At 67.0% G+C, this 20,351-nt stretch carries 18 protein-coding genes and 1 riboswitch; of the genes, 5 read left to right on the forward strand and 13 right to left on the reverse strand.

The genetic code is table 11. From position 1 onward, the window contains the following. Window positions 1–13 precede the first annotated feature (13 nt). The 3 genes from IEI94_RS12880 to gfa all read left to right on the forward strand — a co-directional run bounded on the left by IEI94_RS12880 (window position 14) and on the right by gfa (window position 4,572). Entirely contained in the window at window positions 14–2,461 is a 2,448-nt protein-coding gene (locus IEI94_RS12880; protein WP_191167711.1) for an insulinase family protein, read from the forward strand. Between the two features lie 221 nt (window positions 2,462–2,682). Then, the gene (locus IEI94_RS12885; protein ID WP_191167712.1) at window positions 2,683–3,792 is read left to right on the forward strand and encodes an S-(hydroxymethyl)glutathione dehydrogenase/class III alcohol dehydrogenase; all 1,110 of its coding nucleotides are present in this window, start codon (window positions 2,683–2,685) and stop codon (window positions 3,790–3,792) included. 48 nt (window positions 3,793–3,840) lie between these two features. Continuing rightward, complete coding sequence (gene gfa / locus IEI94_RS12890) at window positions 3,841–4,572, forward strand: S-(hydroxymethyl)glutathione synthase (RefSeq protein WP_224750123.1); 732 nt, start codon at window positions 3,841–3,843, stop codon at window positions 4,570–4,572. A 70-nt stretch (window positions 4,573–4,642) separates the two neighbouring features. Here the strand turns inward: gfa and IEI94_RS12895 are convergent, their stop codons facing one another. The 4 genes from IEI94_RS12895 to IEI94_RS12910 form a co-directional block, all read right to left on the reverse strand. Next, entirely contained in the window at window positions 4,643–5,944 is a 1,302-nt protein-coding gene (locus tag IEI94_RS12895; protein ID WP_191167713.1) for an amidohydrolase, read from the reverse strand. 18 nt (window positions 5,945–5,962) lie between these two features. Next, a complete protein-coding gene (locus tag IEI94_RS12900; protein ID WP_191167714.1) occupies window positions 5,963–7,411 on the reverse strand; it encodes a sodium:solute symporter family protein in 1,449 nt (482 codons plus the stop codon). Further along, window positions 7,404–7,616, reverse strand: coding sequence for a hypothetical protein (locus IEI94_RS12905; RefSeq protein WP_191167715.1), 213 nt, complete (start codon window positions 7,614–7,616; stop codon window positions 7,404–7,406). The genes IEI94_RS12900 and IEI94_RS12905 overlap by 8 nt, the downstream gene beginning before the upstream one ends. Before the next feature lie 215 nt (window positions 7,617–7,831). Further along, window positions 7,832–9,067, reverse strand: a complete 1,236-nt coding sequence (locus IEI94_RS12910; protein ID WP_191167716.1) for a D-amino acid dehydrogenase — start codon at window positions 9,065–9,067, stop codon at window positions 7,832–7,834. Between the two features lie 161 nt (window positions 9,068–9,228). Next, a riboswitch (glycine riboswitch) is annotated at window positions 9,229–9,326 on the reverse strand. A gap of 88 nt (window positions 9,327–9,414) precedes the next feature. On the opposite strand from IEI94_RS12910, the gene IEI94_RS12915 reads away from it, so the two are divergent. Continuing rightward, entirely contained in the window at window positions 9,415–10,314 is a 900-nt protein-coding gene (locus tag IEI94_RS12915; protein WP_191167717.1) for a LysR family transcriptional regulator, read from the forward strand. Here IEI94_RS12915 and IEI94_RS12920 read toward each other — a convergent pair. The 9 genes from IEI94_RS12920 to IEI94_RS12960 all read right to left on the reverse strand — a co-directional run bounded on the left by IEI94_RS12920 (window position 10,255) and on the right by IEI94_RS12960 (window position 19,303). Next, window positions 10,255–11,460, reverse strand: coding sequence for a benzoate/H(+) symporter BenE family transporter (locus IEI94_RS12920; protein ID WP_191167718.1), 1,206 nt, complete (start codon window positions 11,458–11,460; stop codon window positions 10,255–10,257). The two genes, IEI94_RS12915 and IEI94_RS12920, sit on opposite strands and share 60 nt — an antisense overlap. A gap of 96 nt (window positions 11,461–11,556) precedes the next feature. Beyond that, window positions 11,557–12,792: a benzoate/H(+) symporter BenE family transporter gene (locus tag IEI94_RS12925; RefSeq protein ID WP_191167719.1), complete on the reverse strand. Its 1,236-nt coding sequence runs from the start codon at window positions 12,790–12,792 to the stop codon at window positions 11,557–11,559. Between the two features lie 57 nt (window positions 12,793–12,849). After that, window positions 12,850–13,632 carry a benzoate diol dehydrogenase BenD gene (benD, locus tag IEI94_RS12930; protein ID WP_191167720.1) on the reverse strand — a complete coding sequence of 261 codons (783 nt, stop codon included), beginning with the start codon at window positions 13,630–13,632 and terminating at the stop codon, window positions 12,850–12,852. Next, window positions 13,629–14,669 carry a benzoate 1,2-dioxygenase electron transfer component BenC gene (gene benC / locus IEI94_RS12935; protein ID WP_191167721.1) on the reverse strand — a complete coding sequence of 347 codons (1,041 nt, stop codon included), beginning with the start codon at window positions 14,667–14,669 and terminating at the stop codon, window positions 13,629–13,631. The genes benD and benC overlap by 4 nt, the downstream gene beginning before the upstream one ends. A gap of 20 nt (window positions 14,670–14,689) precedes the next feature. After that, entirely contained in the window at window positions 14,690–15,178 is a 489-nt protein-coding gene (gene benB, locus IEI94_RS12940) for a benzoate 1,2-dioxygenase small subunit (protein WP_191167722.1), read from the reverse strand. A 13-nt stretch (window positions 15,179–15,191) separates the two neighbouring features. Further along, complete coding sequence (locus IEI94_RS12945) at window positions 15,192–16,571, reverse strand: Rieske 2Fe-2S domain-containing protein (RefSeq protein WP_191167723.1); 1,380 nt, start codon at window positions 16,569–16,571, stop codon at window positions 15,192–15,194. Window positions 16,572–16,818: 247 nt separating this feature from the next. Further along, window positions 16,819–17,793, reverse strand: coding sequence for a catechol 1,2-dioxygenase (gene catA, locus IEI94_RS12950; RefSeq protein ID WP_191167724.1), 975 nt, complete (start codon window positions 17,791–17,793; stop codon window positions 16,819–16,821). 68 nt (window positions 17,794–17,861) lie between these two features. After that, the gene (catC, locus tag IEI94_RS12955) at window positions 17,862–18,152 is read right to left on the reverse strand and encodes a muconolactone Delta-isomerase (protein ID WP_191167725.1); all 291 of its coding nucleotides are present in this window, start codon (window positions 18,150–18,152) and stop codon (window positions 17,862–17,864) included. Window positions 18,153–18,181: 29 nt separating this feature from the next. Next, the gene (locus IEI94_RS12960) at window positions 18,182–19,303 is read right to left on the reverse strand and encodes a muconate cycloisomerase family protein (RefSeq protein ID WP_191167726.1); all 1,122 of its coding nucleotides are present in this window, start codon (window positions 19,301–19,303) and stop codon (window positions 18,182–18,184) included. A gap of 109 nt (window positions 19,304–19,412) precedes the next feature. Here IEI94_RS12960 and IEI94_RS12965 point away from each other — a divergent pair, with 109 nt between their 5' ends. After that, the gene (locus IEI94_RS12965; RefSeq protein WP_191167727.1) at window positions 19,413–20,315 is read left to right on the forward strand and encodes a LysR family transcriptional regulator; all 903 of its coding nucleotides are present in this window, start codon (window positions 19,413–19,415) and stop codon (window positions 20,313–20,315) included. Window positions 20,316–20,351 lie beyond the last annotated feature (36 nt).

A 20,351-nucleotide genomic window follows, 5' to 3' on the forward strand; every position in this document is an offset into this window, starting at 1 on the left:
GCGAGGACGCAGCATGCGCGCGAACCACAGCGACCTGAGCCAGGGCCTGCCGCCGGGCGGCCGCTGTCGCTCGCGGCGGCTCGCCAATGGGTTGTGGCTGGTCGCCGCAGAAGTGCCCGACGCCCACCTGACGCGCCTGGCCGGTGCCATCGATCTCGGCTATCTGGATGAGCCCGCCGTGCGCCCGGGGCTCACCCATCTCCTCGAGCACGCCCTGTTTCTCGGCAGCCGCCGCTGGCCTGAGGTCGATGCCCTGAGCCGCTGGGTCGGCGAGCAGGGCGGACGCTACAACGCCTACACCGGCGACACCGCCACTGACGTTCATCTGCAGCTACCGCCCGCTGCCGCCGAGGCGGGTCTCGAACGGCTCTGCGACCTGCTGGCCAGTCCCTGCTTTGACCCGGCACTGATCGAGCACGAAGTCGGGGTACTTGACGCCGAGTTCCGTGCCCGGCTCGCCGACCCCGAACTGCACCGACTCGCCGCCCTCGGCCAGCTGTGTCGCCCGGGGCACCCCGCTCAGCAGTGCCACGCCGGCCATGCCACCAGCCTGGCCGGCAGCGGTGACGCACTGGCCGCCGAGCTGCGCGCGCTGCATCGCCACTACCGGCCCGCGCGCATGGCGCTGGCCATGCTCGGCCCGCAGCCACTGGAGCAGCAGCTCGACCTGCTGGCGCACCATGCCGCCCTGCTGGCACCCGTCAGCGTGTCGGCTGAGCCTGCAGCGTCGCGGACCTGGCGCTGGGCCGAGCCCGGCGGCGTCGTCTGGCAACTGCCCGACGCAGCACAGGACTCGAACCACTGCGTGGAGCTGCTGTGGCCGCTGCCCACTCCCCTGGCCAACGCCTATCGGCCCTATCTCGACGGCGTGGCGGCACGCCTCGCCGATGGCGCCCTGGCCGAGGCACTCAGCCGGGTGATGCCACTCACCGATATGCAGGTCACGCCTTGGCCTGCCGGTGCCGGCCCGGCACTCTCGCTGCGGCTCGCGACGACGGCTACACCGCCGCCGCTCTCCGATCTGCTGGCGATTCTCGTCCCGGCCCTGAACGAGGCCCGACGCCGGCCCCTGGCGGCACCGGCCGGCCTCGCCAGCGCTGAACGGGAAACCCTCGACCGCTGGCCAAGGCATCACGCCAGGCGCCTCGCCGGACAGCCCCCCGGCGGGACGGCGCCGGCGCTGGGCGACGGCCAGGAGGCACTGGCCGCCTGGCTGGCACCCGACCAGTGCCGGCTGCTATGGCAGCAGCCCAGCGCGGCATCAAGCTGCCACGACTGGCGCCGCCTGGCGGAGACCGGCACCCCCGTAAAGCGGGTAGCGCTGCCGCAACCGCGCGCCTCATTCACGCTGCCGCCCCGTCAACCCGGGCCAATGGAGGGCGAGCTTGCGGCCTCTGCCGGCGCCCAGCGGGTGCGTGGGCACCCCGCCTGGCCGGGGTCCGAGGCTATCAGCCACTGCGCCCTGGGCTGGCCGGCCGTCCACGACAAGGCGCGCCTCGGACGCTGGCGCCAGCGCTGCCTGGCCCTTGGCCAGACGGCCACAGCAGAGGGCGCCGCCCTGCAGCTCGGCGGCGATCGCCTCGGCGACTGGCTGCTCGCTATCGGCACGCCGGACCAGGTACTTGCCCTGACCGAGCAGGCCCTGATGGCCTGGCCGGCGACCCCCGCTGCCGCCCAGGCCCCGGCCACCAATGGACTGGTGGCCCAGCGCCTGCTCGACCTGCTGGAAACCGCGCCGCCGCCCTCCGACCCCCCTGCGGCGAAGGCGCAAGCCGCCCTGTGCTGGTCAAGCGATCGCCTCGGCGACGCCGAACTGGCGCCGCTGCTGGGCCGCTGCCCGGTGCCATCGGCCGCGGCCCAGGCGGCGACGCCTCCGTCAGCGACGCTATGGCTCGCCCCCCAGGCCGCGGACCATGCCGTGATGCTCGAGGTGATGGGCGCCGACGCCAGCCCGCGCAGCCGCTGGCTGCTGCGCTTGCTCGGCCAGTGCCACGACGCCGCCTTTCAGCAGGCGCTACGCCAGCGCCAGGGGCTCGGCTACGCCGCCGCGGTGCGCTACCGCGAGGCGGCGGGCTGGCCGCGGCTCGGCTATGTGGTGCAGTCGCCACATGCCGACATCGACGCCCTGCGCGGCGCCATCGAGGCCTTTATCGCCGCCGAGACCAGGACGCTATCGCACCTCTCTTCCGCGGCGCTGGCCACCCAGCGCCGCGGGCTGCTGGCACGCCATGCGCCGCCGGAGACCTACCCCGATGCGCTCAAGCGGGTGTGGCAGCGACTCCGCCAGGCACCGCCCTCGACCCTACCGTCGGCCTTGCCCGAGCGCTGGCTATGCCCCTGGCAGGAGGATGCGGAAAAGCTCGCGCACCTGACCCCCCAGGACCTGCAAGACAGCGCCCGCGCCCTGGCCGCGCAGGTGCTGCCGCAGCGCTGGTGGTATCACCGCCCGGCCGGCCACTAATCCCGAGTGGCAAGGCTGACGCCGCGGTACTGTTGCCGCCAGGCAATATTGTCTCTGGGCAACGCTGTTATGCCACTGCCGCATAATCCCCCTTCCGAAGCTCACCTAGACTGTCATCAGCGCTTACCGGTCCACGACCGGTCCTTGCGGGTCGTAAACAGCACCCGACATAACAGCACTGACATAACAACACCGACATAACAACTGAGGGGAGGCCGCCAATGAAGTCACGCGCCGCAGTTGCACTGCAAGCCGGCAAGCCGCTTGAGGTCACCGAGGTCGACGTCGAGGGGCCCAAGGCCGGCGAGGTACTGGTTCGCATCAAGGCCACCAGCGTCTGCCATACCGACGCCTACACCCTGTCCGGCGCCGACCCCGAGGGCAACTTCCCGGCGGTGCTCGGCCACGAGGGCGCGGGGATCGTCGAGGAGATCGGCGAGGGCGTGACCTCGCTGGCGGTGGGCGACCACGTCATTCCGCTGTATACCGCCGAGTGCGGCAAGTGCAAGTTCTGCCTCTCCGGCAAGACCAACCTGTGCGGCAGCGTCCGCGCCACCCAGGGCAAGGGCCTGATGCCCGACGGCACCAGCCGTTTCTCGCTGGACGGCAAGATGCTGCACCACTACATGGGCTGTTCGACCTTCTCGGAGTACACCGTGCTGCCCGAGGTGTCGCTGGCCAAGGTCTCCAAGCAGGCGCCGCTGGACAAGATCTGCCTGCTCGGCTGCGGCGTGACCACCGGCATCGGCGCGGTACTCAACACCGCCAAGGTCGAGCCGGGCTCCACGGTGGCGGTGTTCGGCCTCGGCGCCATCGGCCTGGCGGTGATCCAGGGCGCGCAGATGGCCAAGGCCAGCCGCATCATCGCCATCGACGTCAACCCCGACAAGTTCACGCTGGCCGAGCAGTTCGGCGCCACCGAGTTCGTCAACCCCAAGGACCACAGCGCGCCGATTCAGGAAGTGATCGTCGATCTCACCGACGGCGGCGTCGACTACTCCTTCGAGTGCATCGGCAACGTCAACGTGATGCGCTCGGCGCTGGAGTGCTGCCACAAGGGCTGGGGCGAATCGATCATCATCGGCGTGGCGGGGGCCGGCGAGGAGATCTCCACACGGCCGTTCCAGCTGGTCACCGGGCGGGTCTGGAAAGGCTCGGCGTTCGGCGGGGTCAAGGGGCGCTCGGAGCTGCCCGGCTACGTGGAGCGCTACATGAACGGCGAGCTGAAGATCGACGAGTTCGTTACCCACGACATGCCGTTCGAACAGATCAACGAGGCCTTCGAGCTGTTGCATGCCGGCAAGAGCATTCGGACCGTGCTGCACTTTTAAGAGAGGACCACGAGGTAACAACAACAAGACCAAGAGAGGTTAACTGCCATGCTGACACGAATGAGCCTAAACCCGGAGCGCAAGCCCATGAGCCTGATGGACACCCTGAAACGCTGGTTCGGCGGCCAGAGCGCCACCCCCGCCGCCAGCAGCCATCGCCATGAGGCCAAGGCCGCACCCAGCGCTGCCGCCGCCACCCAGGCACCACCCGCCAGCAATACCAAGATTCACCCCGCGGTGGACAGCGGCGTGAAGGCCGGCAGCGACGCCTTTAGCGGCGGCACCCTGCACTGCCACTGCGACAGCAACAAGGTCGAGGTGACCGTCAAGGCGCAGTGCGCCCACAACCACGTATGCGGCTGCACCAAGTGCTGGAAACCCAGCGGCGCCACCTTCTCCATGGTCGCAGTCGTGCCCCGCGACAGCCTCAGCGTCGCCGCCAACGAAGACAAGCTCGAGGTAGTGGATGCCACAGCGGCGATCCAGCGCCACGCCTGCAAGGGCTGCGGCGTGCACATGTACGGGCGTATCGAGAACACCGACCACCCCTTCCACGGCCTGGACTTCATCCACACCGAGCTCTCCCACGACAGCGGCTGGGCCGGCCCGGAATTCGCCGCCTTCGTCTCCTCGATCATCGAGGGGGGCACCCACCCCGACACAATGGGCGACGTGCGCAGCCGCCTCAAGCAGCTCGGCCTGGAGCCCTACGACTGCCTGTCGCCGCCGCTGATGGACGCCATCGCCACCCACACCGCCAAGGCCAAGGGCGTGCTCTGACCCTGCCTGGCACCAACGCCAACGGGCCACCTCCTGGGTGGCCCGTTTGCGTTGTCGGGAACTGTCACGTTCAGCCCAGGTAGGCCAGCGCTCCCACCGCCATCGCCTCGATGCCGGTGCGCAGGGTCACGTCATTGCCGGGGAAGTAGTAGGGCGAATGCGGCATCTCCAGATGGCGCATCTTCTCGGCGACGCTGGTTCCCGGCGTGTCCGCCCAGCGCTCCGCGGGGGTGGCGCCGATAAACCAGTAGACGCAGGGGATATCCTCACCGCCGAAGCCGCCGGCCTCGGCGTTGCCGAACAGCGGGAAGTCCTCGCTGCCGTTGAGCCGCGGCATCGCATAGAGGCTCGCCGTGCCGAAGTGCTCGGCATGGGCGCGGCGCACATGCTCCACCGCAGTGGGGTCGTTGTGCAGGGCGATGGTCTGGTTGAGCACGCGGATTTCCGGCGGCGTCGGCGAGCGACCCGCCTCGCACTCGGCGCGCACGATGCGCTCGATGGACGCCACCACCTGGCGGTGCAGGGCGTCGTCGAAGCTGCGGATATTGATCTCCAGCTCGGCCGAATGCGGAATAATGTTGGCCTGGGTACCGGCATGCAGCTTGCCGACGGTGACCACCACGCTCTCCTCCGGCGGCACCTCGCGGGAGACGATGGTCTGCAGGCGGGTCACCGCGTGGGCGGCGATCACAACCGGGTCCACCGTCTGCGCGGGCATGGAGCCGTGCCCGCCGGCGCCGTGGATGGTCACCGCCAGGTTGGTGCAGGCGGCCATGGTGCCGCCGGGGCGGTGGCCCAGGCTGCCCGCCAGGGCCGGCATATTGTGCTGACCGAGGATCACGTCCGGCCGCCCGAAGCGCGCGTAGAGGCCGTCATCGAGCATCGCCCTGGCGCCGCCGAAGATCTCCTCGGCGGGCTGACAGATCAGCATCAGGGTGCCGCGCCACTGCTCGCGCAATGCGGCCATCACGCCGGCGGCGCCCACCACGCAGCTGCTGTGCAGGTCATGGCCGCAGGCGTGCATCAGCGGCACCTCGTTGCCGTCCTCGGCGACGCCGGTCTCGCGGCTGGCGAAGTCGAGCCCGGTCTGCTCCTTGATCGGCAGCGCATCCATGTCGCCGCGCAGCATCACCGTGGGCCCCTCGCCGTTGCGCAGCAGCGCCACGACGCCGGTGCCGCCCACGCCGCGGGTCACCTCATAGCCGAGCCCCTCCAGGGCCTCGGCGAGTCGTGCGCCGGTCTTGTGCTCCCGGAAGGGCAGCTCGGGGGTCTGATGTAGCTGGCGGTAGAGCGCCTGAACCTCGGCAAAGGTCGCCTCCACCTGGGCGCCGACGGCGTCCTTGAGATCCAGCGTGGTCGATGGATTGGTCATCTTGGCCTCCATGGCAACTTAGTGGCTGGGAACCGGGTGGCCATCGCGGCGGGCGGACCCCTGCCAGACCGCCACGACAGCGACGTTGAGGAGCATCGCCCAGACGCCGGCATGCCAGCCCAGCGGCGAGCTGAAGGCAAACTCCATCAGCAGATAGGCTAGGCTGCCGACCAGGGCGCCGGCCATGACGCTGCCACGACGCAGCCGCGGCAGGAACAGCGCGCCGAGCACCATCGGGAAGAGCTGCACGATCAGGCCGTAGGCGCCTAACAGCAGCAGTACCAGCGAGGCGGGGTTGGCCAGGGCGAACAGGTAGGCGATCAGCGACAGGCCGAGCACGCTCCAGCGCGTCGCGCGCACCACGGCCTTCTCGCTGGCGCCTTTCATCACGGTGGGGCCGACCACGTCGCGGACCAGCACGATGGCCGCGGTATGCGCCAGGTTGGCACCGGTGGACATGGCCGCCGCCAGCGCCCCGGAGAGCATCAGGCCGATCACCCAGGGCGAGAAGTTGGCGACGTCCATGACCATGCGCAGCAGCACGGTATCGGCGCGCGCCAGCGGGTCGTCGGCGAACATCAAGATGCCGGCGAAGCCGATAAACAGCAGCGGTACCAGCAGGTAGGCGTAGAGCGGATAGAAGACGCTGACCTTGCGCAGGGTCCTGCCGCTGTCGGCGGAGTAGAACTTCATGAACAGGTGCGGCCACATGGCGCCGCCGAAGGCGCTGACCAGCACCGCGGTGCTGAAGTAGCCCCAGTTCATGCCGCTGGCCCCGGGCATGGTCAGATACTCGGGCATGGTCAGCTGGATCTGGCTGAACATCTCGCCGACCCCGCCGTAGAGGCGCTCGGAGATCGACAGGCCGAGGAACCAGGCGATGGCGATCATCATGATGCCCTGCACCAGGTTGGTCCAGCCGATGCCGTTCAGGCCGCTGCAGAACACGTAGGCGGCGACCACGATAAAGGCCAGCAGCGCGCCGAGCCAGAAGGGAATCAGGCCATCGGTGGCGGCCTGGAACAGCAGCCCGGCGCCGGCGATCTGGATGGTCAGGTAGGGCACCAGGGCCAGCACGCCGATCACCCCGGCGAGGATGCCCAGCGGCCTGCTCTGGTAGTGGTCGGCGATCATGTCGCCCTGGGTCAGGTAGCCCTTCTCGCGCCCCAGTTCCGCCACCCTCGGGCCCATGGCCCAGATGGTGATCGGCACCAGCGACAGGTAGGCGAGGATGTAGAAGGCCGGCGCGCCGTGCTGGTAGCTCCAGCCCGGTGCCCCCAGGAAGGCGAAGGCGGAGAAGATCTCGGCGCCGAGGATAAAGAACAGGATCACCACGCCGACGTGCCGCCCACCGGCGACATAGCCCTCCAGGCTGGAGTTCTCCTGCCCCCGGGCGCGCAGCCCCACCCACAGCACCAGGGCGAGGTAGGTCAGGGTGATGCCGACGACGATCAGCGAATCATTCATGGCGGCCACCTCCGTGACGGATCACGTAGGCCAGCCACATGCCGAGAAACAGCACCAGCATCCACAGGATGTACCAGAAGAACAGAAACGGCAGGCCCATGACGGTGGGCTCGATGCGATTGGCGATCAGGGCCCCCGGCCAGATCATGGCCAGGGTGCACAGCGCGAAGTGCAGCCCCGTCAGCAGGTGGTAGGTCTTGGTCATGGCAGTCGTCCAGCTCGCCGAGGGCGAGTCTTGTTATGGGTTGTGCCTTGACTATGGCGCACGCCTTTCAATAGCAAAAATATGGCTTTTAGATATCATCCATACTTTTCTGGCATGGGCATGCCCCATGGAAAAGGCTCCCGACGCGTACGCCGGGAGCCGATGGGAAGGGAAGAGCCCGCAAAGGGAAGTGGAGGGTGAAGAGAGGAGCGCGCCTAGCGGGCCGCGCTGAGCCGAGCGCCAGCGGGGCGCGCCACCGTTACCGAGTCGGCCACCATCTCGGCGGTGATCGCCGACAGGGTCCAGCCCAGGTGGCCGTGACCGGTATTGTAGAAGACGCTGGACAGTCGCCCTCTTCCCACCCGCGGCAGCATGTTGGGCAGCATCGGACGCAGCCCCGCCCACGGCACCACCCGCCGGGTGCTGACGCCGGGGAAGCACTGCTCGACCCAGTCGATGAGCGGACGGATGCGGTCGTCGCGGATATCGCGATTGTTGCCGTTGAACTCGGCGGTGCCGGCGATGCGGAAGCGATCCTTGCCCAGTCGACTAGTGACCAGCTTGGCCTCGTCGTCGAGCAGGCTGATCATCGGCGCCGCTTGCTGGGAGGCGGCCTCGTCGAGATGCACGGTGATCGAATAGCCCTTGACCGGGTAGACATTGAGGCGATCGCCGAGCTTGGCCGCCATCCCGCGACTCCCCACCCCGGCGCAGACCACCACACCATCGTAGGCTTCACGCCCCTCCGCGGTGGTCACCCAGGCGCCGCTGGCATCGGCCTCCAGATCGCAGACGTCATGCCCGTAGCGCGTCGTCACGCCGCGCCGCTCGATGGCCGCCGCCAGGCCGTGGGTAAACTTGTGGATGTCGCCGGTGGCATCGCTCTCGGTGAAGTAGCCGCCGTAGTAGTCGCCGGCCAGGCTGGGCTCGAGGGTGCGCATCTCGTCGGGAGTCACCGCTCGACGTTCGAGGCCCCCCTTAGCGAGCAGCTCGGAGACTCGGCCGGCATGTTCGAAATCCTGCCGGTGGCGATAGATATGTAGGATGCCGCGCTGTTCCAGATCGAAGTCGATGTTTTCCTCCCACGCCCACTGGTAGAGGTGGTCGCGGGCGGCGATCGCCAGGCGCGTGGTCTCGGTGGTGTTGTTGGCGTAGCGGGGAATGGCGGCCATGAACTCGGCGAACCAGCTCAGCTTGTGCCAGGAGGGCTTGGGATTGACCAGTAGCGGCGCATCGGCGCGCAGCATCCAGCGTAACCCCTTGAGCACCGTGGGCCAGTGATTCCAGACCTCGGCATTGGAGGCCGATAGCTGGCCACCGTTGGCGAAGGAGGTTTCCATGGCCGCATAGCGGTGGCGTTCATAGAGCGTGACATCCAGGCCACGCTTGAGCAGGGCATAGGCGGTGGTGACACCGGTGATGCCTCCGCCGATAACGGCAATACGTTGCATCGCTGTTCTCCAGACACGTCGGGTTGACCCCGCTGCCGTTGGCACGCGAGGACCCCTTCCGTCATGGAACCTGAGAGATTCGCAACGCACCGTCGCCGATGCCCGCTTGCTCCTTCGGTGTGCCGACGGACGCTTGTCGCCGGCCGCTCTTCGGAATCTGTGACGCGACGGCGGTCCGGTGGCCTGAGAGTTTCCGGGGCAGTTGCTCCTTCGGCGCCGGCACCGTGGTTCACGGACCGGACTCTCCCGCTGTCGCGATGTCAGTTACTACACTATCCGCCCATGGACGCCATAGCAAAAATACCGATAATAGATATTACCTATACCGTTAGAGCATTGCTCGGCCCATGGAATTCCGCCAGCTCAGCTATTTCGTCGCCGTGGTCGAGACCGGCTCCATCTCCGCCGCCAGCCGACGCGTACATATCGCCCAGCCGGCCCTCACCCGCCAGATCCGGCTGCTGGAAGAGGACCTCGACACCCGGCTGTTCGACCGCCACGCCCGCGGCATGCGGCTCACGGTGGCGGGGCAGGCACTGTTTGAAGAGGCCCAGCAGCTGCTCGATGCGCGCACCCAGATCCGCGCGCGCCTGACGGCACTGGGCAGCGGCCTGACCGGCAAGGTCAGCCTGGGGGTGACGGTGACCCACCTCTGGGTGCCACAGGTGGCGGGCCTGCTCAGCCGCTATCGCGACCGCTATCCGCAGGTCGCCTTCGAGGTCTTCCCGCTGCTCTCGGGGCCTCAGTTGGAGCGGCTGCGGGAAGGCAGTCTGGATGCCGGCGTGCTCTATCTCGACGAGACCGACTATCCGGGGCTCGAGGCCCGCCGGCTGCAGAACGACCACCTCATTCTCGCCGTCCCCGAGCGCTCCATCTGGGCCCATACCCCGCCGCAACGCCTCACCGAGCTGGCCGGTGCCGACTTCGTGTGGGGCTTTCGCAGCGCCTCGCCGGTCTACTTCGACCGCATGCAGGCCCACTTCCAGCGCCTCGACTTCCATCCCCGCGTGGTGCAGTACGGCGCCGACAATATCGCCATCCTGAGCATGGTGGCGGCAGGCCTGGGCATCGCCATCCTGCCTGCGGCCAGCAGCTGCCACCCAATGCCGGGGATCCGCTTCCTGCGCCTGCCGGAGCTCGACGCCTGCAGCATGCCGCTGTGGTTCGCCTGGCGCCCGGACAACCACTCACCGACGCTGCATAACCTGATTGCGCTGGTCGACGCTACGGCGCCAGGGGCGGTGTAGCACCAGGTAGGCGATACAGCCGATCACCACGCCCCAGAAGGCCGAGCCAAGCCCCCACAGGCTCATCCCGGAGGCGGTGGCCAGGAAGGTGATGATCGAGGCTTCGAGATGGTCGCTGTCGGCCGCGGCCTTGCTGATATTAGTGGCGATGGCACCGATCAGCGCCAGGCCCGCCAGCAGCGCCACGAAGGTGCCCGGCAGAGAAGTAAACAGCAGCACGATGCTGCCCGAGAACAGTGCCCCCAGCAGGTAGAAGACACCGTTGGCGACCCCGGCAACATAGCGCTTGTCGGGGTCGGGGTGGGCCTCCTTGCCGGTACATAGCGCCGCGGTAATCGCCGCCACCACCGTGGTAATACCGCCAAACAGCGCCATCGGCAGCGAGACCAGGCTAGCCACCGTGAGGATCGGCCGCGCCGAGGTGCGATAGCCCGCCCCGCGCAGGATCGCCATGCCCGGCAGGAACTGGCCGGTCAGGCTGACCAGCGCCAGCGGAATCGCCAGGCTGAGGGTCGCGGCGAGTGTCCACTCGGGCCGGATCAGCTGCGGCTCCGCCAGCTGCCACGACACGCCCTGCAGACTGGCGCCCTCGAACAGCACCGCCAAGGCGATGCCGGCCATCAGCAGCAGCACCAGAAAGTAGCGCGGTGACAGCCGCTTGAAGCCCAGATAGGCCGCCAGCATGCCCACCGCCAGCGCCGGCGCCTGCTCCAGCGAGGTGAACACGCCGACGCCGAACTGGAACAGGATACCGGCCATCATCGCCGCCGCGATGCCCGGTGGAATCAGCCGGATGATGCGATCGAAGGTGCCGGTCACGCCGATCACCAGAATGATCGCCGCCGCGGTGATATAGGCACCGACCGCCTCATTCAGGGACAGCCCCGGGAACAGGCTGACCAGCAGTGCCGTGCCTGGCGCCGACCAAGCCGTCACCACCGGCACCTTGAGCCATAGGCTCAGGCCGATGCCCGACACCGCGGCACCGATCGAGATCGCCCACACCCAGGAACTCATCATCGCCGCCGAGATCTCGGCACTCTGGGCGGCCTGGAAGAAGATCGCCAAGGGCCCGGCGTAGGAGATCAGCACCGCCACGAAGCCGGCGGTCAGGGTCGAGAGGGAAAGGTCCTTGTATAGCGACATACCGCTCCTTGCTCGGCGCCCAGCGCCGTCACCGAAAAAAGACCCGCCGCAGCTCGTTCGGCAGGTCAAGGAGGATAATGGGCAAGGCCCGCCTGGCTACACCGCCGCCGGCTTGCCTTTAGCGAACTCGAAATCCTTGGTCTCGAAGATCATCGAGACGACCACGCCCAGCACCAGCGCCCAGAAGGTGGCGCCGATCTCGAGGATCTGGATACCCGAAGCGGCGATCAGGAAGGCGAACAGCGCGCCCATCTCGTGCTTCTTGCCAGAGAAGGCGATGGCCATCGATGAGGTGATCACCCGCATCAGTGCCAGGCCGGCAATGATGGCGATGAAGTAGTCGGGCGTGGCTTCGAGAAGGCTCACCACATAGCCGTAGAAGGGCGCGCAGACCACGAAGATCGCGCCGGCGATCACTGCCGCCACCCAGCGCTTGTCGTGTTCGCCGGCCTCCGGCGAGGAGCAGATGCCGGTCATCGGCGCGGCGATGCAAGTGCTGTGCAGGTTGAAGAAGGAAGAAACCATAGTCCCCAGGCCGCCCACTGCGGTAATGCCGTTGGCCGGCACCTCCTTATAGCCCATGCCCTTGACCAGGCCGACCCCGGCCGGGGTTTCCATGCCTACCAGGATGATCGCCAGGGGCAGACCATAGGCCAGGAAGGCGCCCAGGGTGAACTCGGGTGTGCTGAACTCGGGGAAGCGCACCGTGGCCTCGATGCCGGAGAGATCCACGCCGGTAGCGATCAGATAGACAATGCCCGCCAGCATGGCCACCACCAGCGGCGGTATCTTGCGAAACAGGCGCGCCGAGACGAAGAATGCCAGGATCATGATCGTTGCCGGTACGATGGCATTCTCCAGCGGCTTGACCATATTGAGGCCGAAGCTCAACAGCATGCCGGCCACCATGCCCATCACGATGGGCATCGGGATCAGCCGCATCACCATGCCCATCACGCCGGTCAAGCCGGCCACCAGCGAGATGGCTCCGGCGATCAGGGTCGCGCCCAGCGCCGCTTCCAGACCCACCACCGGAATTACCGCGGCAAACATCAGCGCGCCGGGAATCGAGTTGGCCATCGGCAGCGGCAGGCGGTAATACGCCGGCACCAGCAGCCCGAACAGGCCGTTGATCATCAGGTAGCTGATCACCCAGATCATGATGAACGAGGAGTCGAGGCCGGCGGCGCTGCCGGCACTGATATGCACCACCCCGACGCTGAGCCCCAGGATGCCGGCCACCAGGCCGGTGCTGGCGTTGTCGACGTTAATATCTCTGACGAAGGCCCCAGGCGCGTGCCTGAGACTGATGCCTTTTTCGATGTGTTTCATGGCGGTCTCCAGGGAGTTTTTGTCATTGGAATGTGCGGCAAGCAGCGAGCCGGAGGCTCAGCCGCTGTCGCCGCCGGCCACCGGCAATACGCTGCCGGTGATATAGCTGGCATCGTCGGACGCCAGGAACAGGATCGGCGCGGCCATCTCGTCCAGGGTGCCGTAGCGGCCCATCAGGCAGCTCTGCCTGGTCTGGTCGATATGCGCCTGGAACCAGGCCTGCTCGGTCTCGTTGCGCGGCTCGGGGGTGCCCCGCGAGATGCGCCGCGGTGGTGCCTCGGTGCCTCCCGGGGCGGTGGCCACCACGCGGATGCCATGCTCGGCGTACTCGAAGGCCAGCGAGGCAGTCATGGCGTTGACCCCACCCTTGGCTGCCGAATAGGGAATCCGGTGGATGCCGCGGGTCGCCGCCGAGGAGACGTTGACGATGACGCCGCCACCCTGGGCCACCATGCCCGGCAGTGCGGCGCGGCAGCACCACAGCGTGGGCATCAGCGAGCGGGTGATCTCGGCCTGGATCTCGGCCTCGCTAAAGGCGGTAAACGGTTTGAAGTTGATCGCGCCGCCGACATTGTTGATCAGGATATCGAGGCGCCCGAAGTGGTCATGGGCCTGGCGAAGTGCGCCCTCGGCGCCTTGCCAGGTTTCCAGATCGGCCTGCAGGGCGATGGCGTCCACTCCCTGGTCGCGCAGCTCGGCGGCCACCCGATGGACATGCTCGGCGCGGTCGACCAGCGCCAGCCGCGCGCCTTCGGCAGCGGCCCGCTCGGCGACCCGCTGGCCGATGCCCTGGGCGGCACCGGTGACCAGCATCACGCGGTTCTCGAAGCGCCGGTTCATGCCGCCTCCTCCGCCGCGTTGGGGGTAAACTTCTCGTAGTAGAAGTTGGCCGGAATGATGTCCTGCTCGCGGAAGTGGCCGAGCACCGCATCGACCATCGGCGGCGGCCCGCACAGGTAGACGTCGACGTCGCCGTTGTGCAGCACCTCGGCCGGCATATGGTGGGTCACGTAGCCGCGCTGCGGATGCTGGCTCTGCTCGTCGACTACCACCGTGGTGTAGCTGAAATCCGGCAGGCGCTCGACGAACGCCTCCAGCGCCTCGCGCTTGACCAGATGATCGTCGCGGTTGACGCCATAGATCAGGTGGAGCGGCTGGTCGCAGCCCTGGCCTTCCTCGCACTGCTGGGCCAGCTGCTCGAGCATGGCGAGAAACGGCGCCAGGCCGGTACCGCCGGCCAGCATCAGCACCGGACGCACCACCTGGCGCAGGTAGAAGCTGCCCAGCGGGCCGGTCAGGGTCAGGCGGTCCCCCGCTGCGGCCCGCTCGCTCAGGTAGCCGCTCATCAGGCCCTGCGGCAGGTGGCGAATCAGGAAGCTGGCCCGGCGGCTGCCGGGCAGCGAGCTGAACGAGTAGGAGCGGGTGTGATCGCTGCCCGGCACCTGGATATTGACGTACTGGCCGGGCAGAAACGCCAGGCCCGCCTCGTCGTCCAGGTCGACCGCCAGCTCCAGGCTATCCTCGGAGAGACGCTCCACCGAGGCCAGGGTGGCCTCCACCGATCCCACCGCCGTCTTGCACAGGCTCGATGCCACCGGGACCTGAATCACGCAGTCCGACGACGGCACCATCTGGCAGGTCAGCACCTGGCCCTCGGCCTCCTCTTCTTCCGAGAGCGCCTCCTCCAGGTAGTCGTCGCCCATCTCGAAGGCGCCCTGCTCGCAGTGGCCCTTGCAGGTACCGCAGACCCCGTCGGAGCAGTCCATCGGCAGGTTGACCTTCTGCCGGTAGGCGGCGTCGAGCACCGTTTCACCGGCGTTACAGCCGATGAAACGGGTCACGCCGTCCTCGAAGTTGAGTGCAATGGTGTAACTCATGCGGGTTCTCCTGCCACCGGTCAGATGTGGTAGACGTCGATGACCTGGTGGATATAGTCGTTATTGAGCTGCACGACTTTCCTGGTGATCAGCGGCGTCTCGCCGGACACGTCCAGGGTGTAGAAGGAGGTGCCGAAGAAGCTGCTGGTCTGCTGGTAGCGATGGCTCAGGGTGTGCCAGTTGAAGCGCAGCTCGACCTCGCCGTCCGCCTCGCTCAGCACCTCGAGATTGCTGATCTGGTGCGTGGTGCGTGGCTCCGGGGTGCTGGCCCCCGAACGTTCGGTCTTGATGCGATAGACGCGATCCTCGATCCCCTCGCGATTGGAGTAGTAGATCAGCGAAATCTCGGCGTCGGGATCGCGGGTCAGCTGGTCATCGTCGTCCCAGGCCGGCATCCAGAACACCGCGTCGCTGCGGTAGCACGCCACCCACTCGTCCCACTGACGGTCGTCAAGCAACCGCGCTTCGCGGTATAGAAAGGCCTGAATCTGGTGAAAGTCGATACTCATGGTGCGTTCCTCCTCAGGCGCTCGCGGTGGCGGGCTCAGTTGGAATAAACCGGCTGCGTTCCTTGTCGATGGCGCGCAGCATTTCGTCGATCCAGTGCTTGTGGTGCAGCACGTAGAGGCCTTCGTCCTCGGGGGAGGCACCGCTGAGCAGCGGCTTCATATCGATGGCGCGGGCGTTGTCGTCGGCGCCCTCGATCCACTGCTTGGCGCCGCGGGAGAGATCGTTCCACTCGGCGTCGAGCCCGGCGTAACCGGCCTGGCAGGCACGGAACTCCTCGAGGTCGTCCGGGGTGCCCATGCCGCTGACGTTGAAGAAATCCTCGTACTGGCGGATGCGTACGCGACGGTTCTCCGCCGACTCGCCCTTGGGCGCGAAGCAGTAGATGGTGACTTCGCTCTTGTCGACGTCGATGGGACGGATCACGCGGATCTGGGTAGAGAACTGATCCATCAGGTAGACGTTGGGATAGAGGCAGAGGTTACGGGTCTGGTTGACGATGGAGTCGGCCCGCGCCTCGCCCAGCTCCTCCTCGATCCACTCTTTCTGGGTGTAGACCGGGCGCACCTCAGGGTTGAGCAGGCGGGTCCACAGCATCATATGGCCGTTCTCATAGGAGTAGAAACCGCCCTGGCTCTTCGACCAGCCGTCGGCGTCCACCGCCTTGGTGCCGCCGGCGTCGTAGTTGCGACGGTCCATGGTCGAGGCGTAGTTCCAGTGCACGGTGCTGACGTGGTAGCCGTCGGCGCCGTTCTCCGCGCCCAGCTTCCAGTTGCCCTGGAAGGTATAGGAGGAGGTGCCGCGCAGGATCTCCAGGCCTTCAGGGGCCTGGTCGACGATATTGTCGATGATCTTGCGGGTCTCGCCGAGGTAGTCGTCGAGGGGCATCACGTCCGCGCTGAGGCTGCCGAACAGGAAGCCGCGATAGTTCTCGAAGCGCGGCAGGCGCTTGAGGTCGTGGGAGCCGTCCTGCTTGAAGCCGTCCGGATAGGCACCGGTCTTCTCGTTCTTGGCCTTGAGCAGCTTGCCGTCGTTCTTGAAGGTCCAGCCGTGGAACGGGCAGGTGAAGGTGCCCTTGTTGCCCTGCTTGCGACGACACAGTGTGGCGCCGCGGTGGGCACAGGCGTTGATCAGGCCGTGCAGTTCGCCCTGCTTGTCGCGGGTGATCACCACCGGCTGACGCCCCATGGTCACGGTGAAGTAGTCTCCCGGTTCGCTGATCTGGCTCTCGTGGGCCAGGAACAGCCAGTTGCCCTCGAAGATATGCTTCATCTCGAGGTCAAAGAAGTCGCGGTCGGTGAACATGCTGCGGTGGCAGCGGAAGATGCCGTTGGCGGGGTCGTCGACCACCGCGCCGCGGATGCGCGTTTCGAGTTGATCAAGCTTGCTGGTCATGATCCAGGTCCTCGGTATCTTGTCGTGTCGTACCGGCGAGCCCAGAGGGTCCCGGCGTCAAGGGAACAATCGTAGGGTTATCGCAGAGGCTTCCCTCGCACTCGGGGCTGTTCCGTCGGCAGGTCGACGGGGAGGCGCTGTAAACCCATCCCTGGGCGCTACCTTGCGCCATCCATGGCGCAAACCTCCCCTTTGACCTGCCCACGGCGCCCCTTGCGTGTCACTGCGGCGAAAGCTCTGGTACTGATCAAACCTTGGCGGTGCTGGCCAGCTGGCTATGCTGGTCCTGCTCGTCTTCCTTGGCCCGCGGGCGGGCTGGGCGAGCCTGCAGCTCGGCCGCATCGGTCCGCGACAGCTCGACGTCGAACACCACCTCGGAGAAGGGGCCGTCCAGCTCGCGCTTGTCGATTTCGGCCGGGTCTTCGATACGGTTCGCTGGCACCACCAGCTCCTCGCGGGTGGCGAAGGCGAAGTCGTCCCAGGTGTACTTGTCGCCGGCCAGGTTGATCTGGGTAGTCAGGTGCTGATGGCCCGGCGCCGAGATGAAGTAGTGAATATGCGCCGGACGCTCGCCGTGGCGGCCCAGGGACTTGAGGACCTGATCGGTGGGGGCGCCTTGCGGCACGCCATAGCCGGAGGGGATGATGCTGCGCGCGGTGTAGCGGCCATCGCTGTCGGCGTAGATGGTGCGGCGCATGTTGTACTCGCTCTGGGTCGGGTCGAAGAACGAGTAGTTGCCCTTGGAGTTGCAGTGCCAGATCTCGACCTTGGCGCCGGGGATCGGCTGGCCATTCACGTCGCGTACCTGACCGGTCAGCCACATCACCTCGCCATCGGGGTCGCTGCCGTCATCCAGGCGGGCGAAGCCTTCGGCTTCCGGGGCGCCGGCCACGTAGAGCGGGCCCTCGATGGTGCGCGGCGTGCCACCGGTGCGCTTGGCCTCAGCGTCGGCGGCGTCCTGGCGCATGTCCAGGTAGTGGTCGAAGCCCAGGCCCGGAGAGAGCAAGCCGAACTGGGTATCGTGGCCCAGCGCGTTGAGCAGGCTGACCGCGGACCAGTACTCCTCCTCGCTGACGTCGAAGTCGTCGATCAGGCGGTAAAGGTCGGAGAGCAGGCGGTGCATGATCTGCTTGGCGCGGTCGTTACCGCCCTCCTGCTCGAAACCGGCGACGGTCTTCAGAAAGTCTTGAACGTCCGGGGTGTCGAAAATCTTCACGCTCATGGGAATATCCTCATCGTTATCGTTATGGCCGCGGCTGTACGGCCTGTCTGGCGTGGCTCGTCGGTGCCTCAGCTATCGTCTTCGCGAACCGACGATGGATGGCGACACAGCGGCGTGACGCTGATCTCCATATAGGGGAAGAGCGGCAGGTTGGAGACGATCTCCTGCAGCTCGGCGTTGTCCTCGACATCGAAGATGCTGACGTTGGCGTAGCTGCCGGCGACCCGCCACAGATGGCGCCACTTGCCGGCGCGCTGCAGCTCCTGGGAGTAGGCCTTCTCGGTCGCCTTGATCTTGGCGGCCTGCTCGGCCGGCATCTCCGGCGGCAGTTTTACGGTCATTTCCACCTGAAACAGCATGTGCTTCTCCTCCTCAGTGCTGGCGCGGCTCAGTGGCTGCGCGAATAGTGCGCAAGCTTGTCTTCATCCAGGGTGATGCCGAGGCCCGGCCCGCGCGGAAGCGCGACGCCGAACTCGTGGTAGTTGAGGGACTCGCTGACGATGTCGTCCTTGAGCAGCAGCGGACCGAACATCTCGCTGCCCCAGGCCAGCTCGGGCAGCGTGGCCCAGGCGTGCAGCGAGGCCGCGGTGCCGATGCTGCCCTCGAGCAGGGTGCCGCCGTAGAGGCCGATACCCGCGGCCTGGGCCACGTGGGCCAGTTCCAGCACGCCGTACAGGCCGCCGGACTTGGCGATCTTCAGCGCATAGGCGCCGCTGAAGCCGGCGGCGGCGAGATCGAAACCGTCGCGGGCGTCCTGCACCGCCTCATCGGCGAGCATCGGCACGCGGAAGCGGTTGGCAAGGCGGATCAGGCCGGCGTGCTCGCGGGCCGCAATGGGCTGCTCGATCAGGTCGATACCGGCCTCCTGCAGGGCGGCGATGCCGCGCACCGCGGTGGCTTCGTCCCAGGCCTGGTTGACGTCGACACGGACGCTGGCCCGGTCGCCCAGCGCGGCCTTGATCGCCGCCACATGGGCGACGTCCTGAGCCACCGGGTTGGCGCCGATCTTGAGCTTGAAGTCGCCGTGGCGACGGTCGTCCAGGCGCTGAAAGGCCTCGTCGATATCACGCTGGGTATCGCCGCTGGCCAGGGTCCACAGCACCGGCAGGTGGGTCTGCTGCGCGCCGCCCAGCAGCTCGGCAACCGGCAACCCCAGGCGTTTGCCCTGGGCATCCAGCAGCGCGGTTTCCAGCGCCGACTTGGCGATCATGTTGCCGCGGGCATGGCGCTGCAGCCGCGCCCGCAGGGCATTGAGGTTGGCCGCCGGCTGACCGATCAGCAGCGGCGCCAGGTAGGTGTCGATATTGCGCTTGATGCTCTCCGGACTCTCCGGGCCGTAGGCCAGGCCGCCAATGGTGGTGCCCTCACCGAGGCCCTCGACGCCGTCGCTGTCGCGCAGCCGCACGATGACCATCGACTGGCAGGCCATGGTGGTCATGGAGAGCTTGTGCGGACGGATGGTCGGCAGGTCGACCAGCAGCGTCTCGATGGTGGTGATGACGGCGGACATAGGGGGTGGCGCTCCAGCAATCGATTTTCGTTGATTGGGGAGCAGTCTGATTGCGTCTGGCCAGCGCAACCAATATCGTTTGAGTGCCCAGCCATACCCAGGAGGTATCATGGAGCTTCGCCACCTGCGCTACTTCTGCGTCGTTGCAGAGGAGCTCAACCTCACCCGCGCGGCCGCCAGGCTGCATATGGCACAGCCGCCCTTATCTAGGCAGATCAAGCAGTTGGAGTCAGAAGTAGGTGCCGACCTGTTTCAGAGAAGCTCACGCGGCCTGCGCCTTACGGCCGCCGGCCAGTTCTTTTATGAGCATACCCTGCAGATACTGGAGAAGGTCGAGGTAACCACTGCCGCGACACGCCGCATGGCCCGCAGCAAGCGCCGCCTGTTCGGCATTGGCTTCGTGCCGTCGGTGTTCTATGGCCAGCTGCCGCTGCTGGTGCGCGATTTACGACAAAAGGATGATGTCGAGCTGACCCTCGCCGAGCTGACCACCGTGCAGCAGGTCCAGGCGCTCAAGGCCGGTCGCATCGACATCGGCTTCGGGCGCCTGCGCATCGACGACCCCGACGTGGAGCAGGAGGTGCTGTTCGACGAGCCGCTGATGGCCGCGCTGCCCGCCGACCATCCGCTGGCCAACAGCCGTCCGACCCTGGCCCAGCTCGCCGACTACCCACTGGTGCTGTTTCCCGCCAAGCCGCGCCCCAGCCTGGCCGACATCACCTTGGGACTATTCCGCCGCCAGGGACTCAAGGTCAGCGTGGCTCAGGAAGCCAACGAGCTGCAGACCGCCCTGAGCCTGGTCGCCTCGGAAATCGGCATCACCCTGGTGCCGGAACAGGTCAAGCGCGTGCAGCGCGACGGTATCGTGTTCGTCTACCTGGACGACCGCACCATCACCTCCCCGGTGATCTGCAGCCGCCGCAAGGGTGAACCGCCCTCCGACATCATGCGGCAGGCCAACACTATCCTGGAGGTACTGGTGGAGAACCGCCGCACCGGGCGCTATCCGTGAAGACACAGCGCTTGTCTCAGCCCTGCCGCCGTTGAC

It is taken from the genome of Halomonas sp. ML-15 (assembly GCF_014779595.1).
In the GTDB taxonomy this organism is placed as follows: Bacteria; Pseudomonadota; Gammaproteobacteria; order Pseudomonadales; family Halomonadaceae; genus Franzmannia.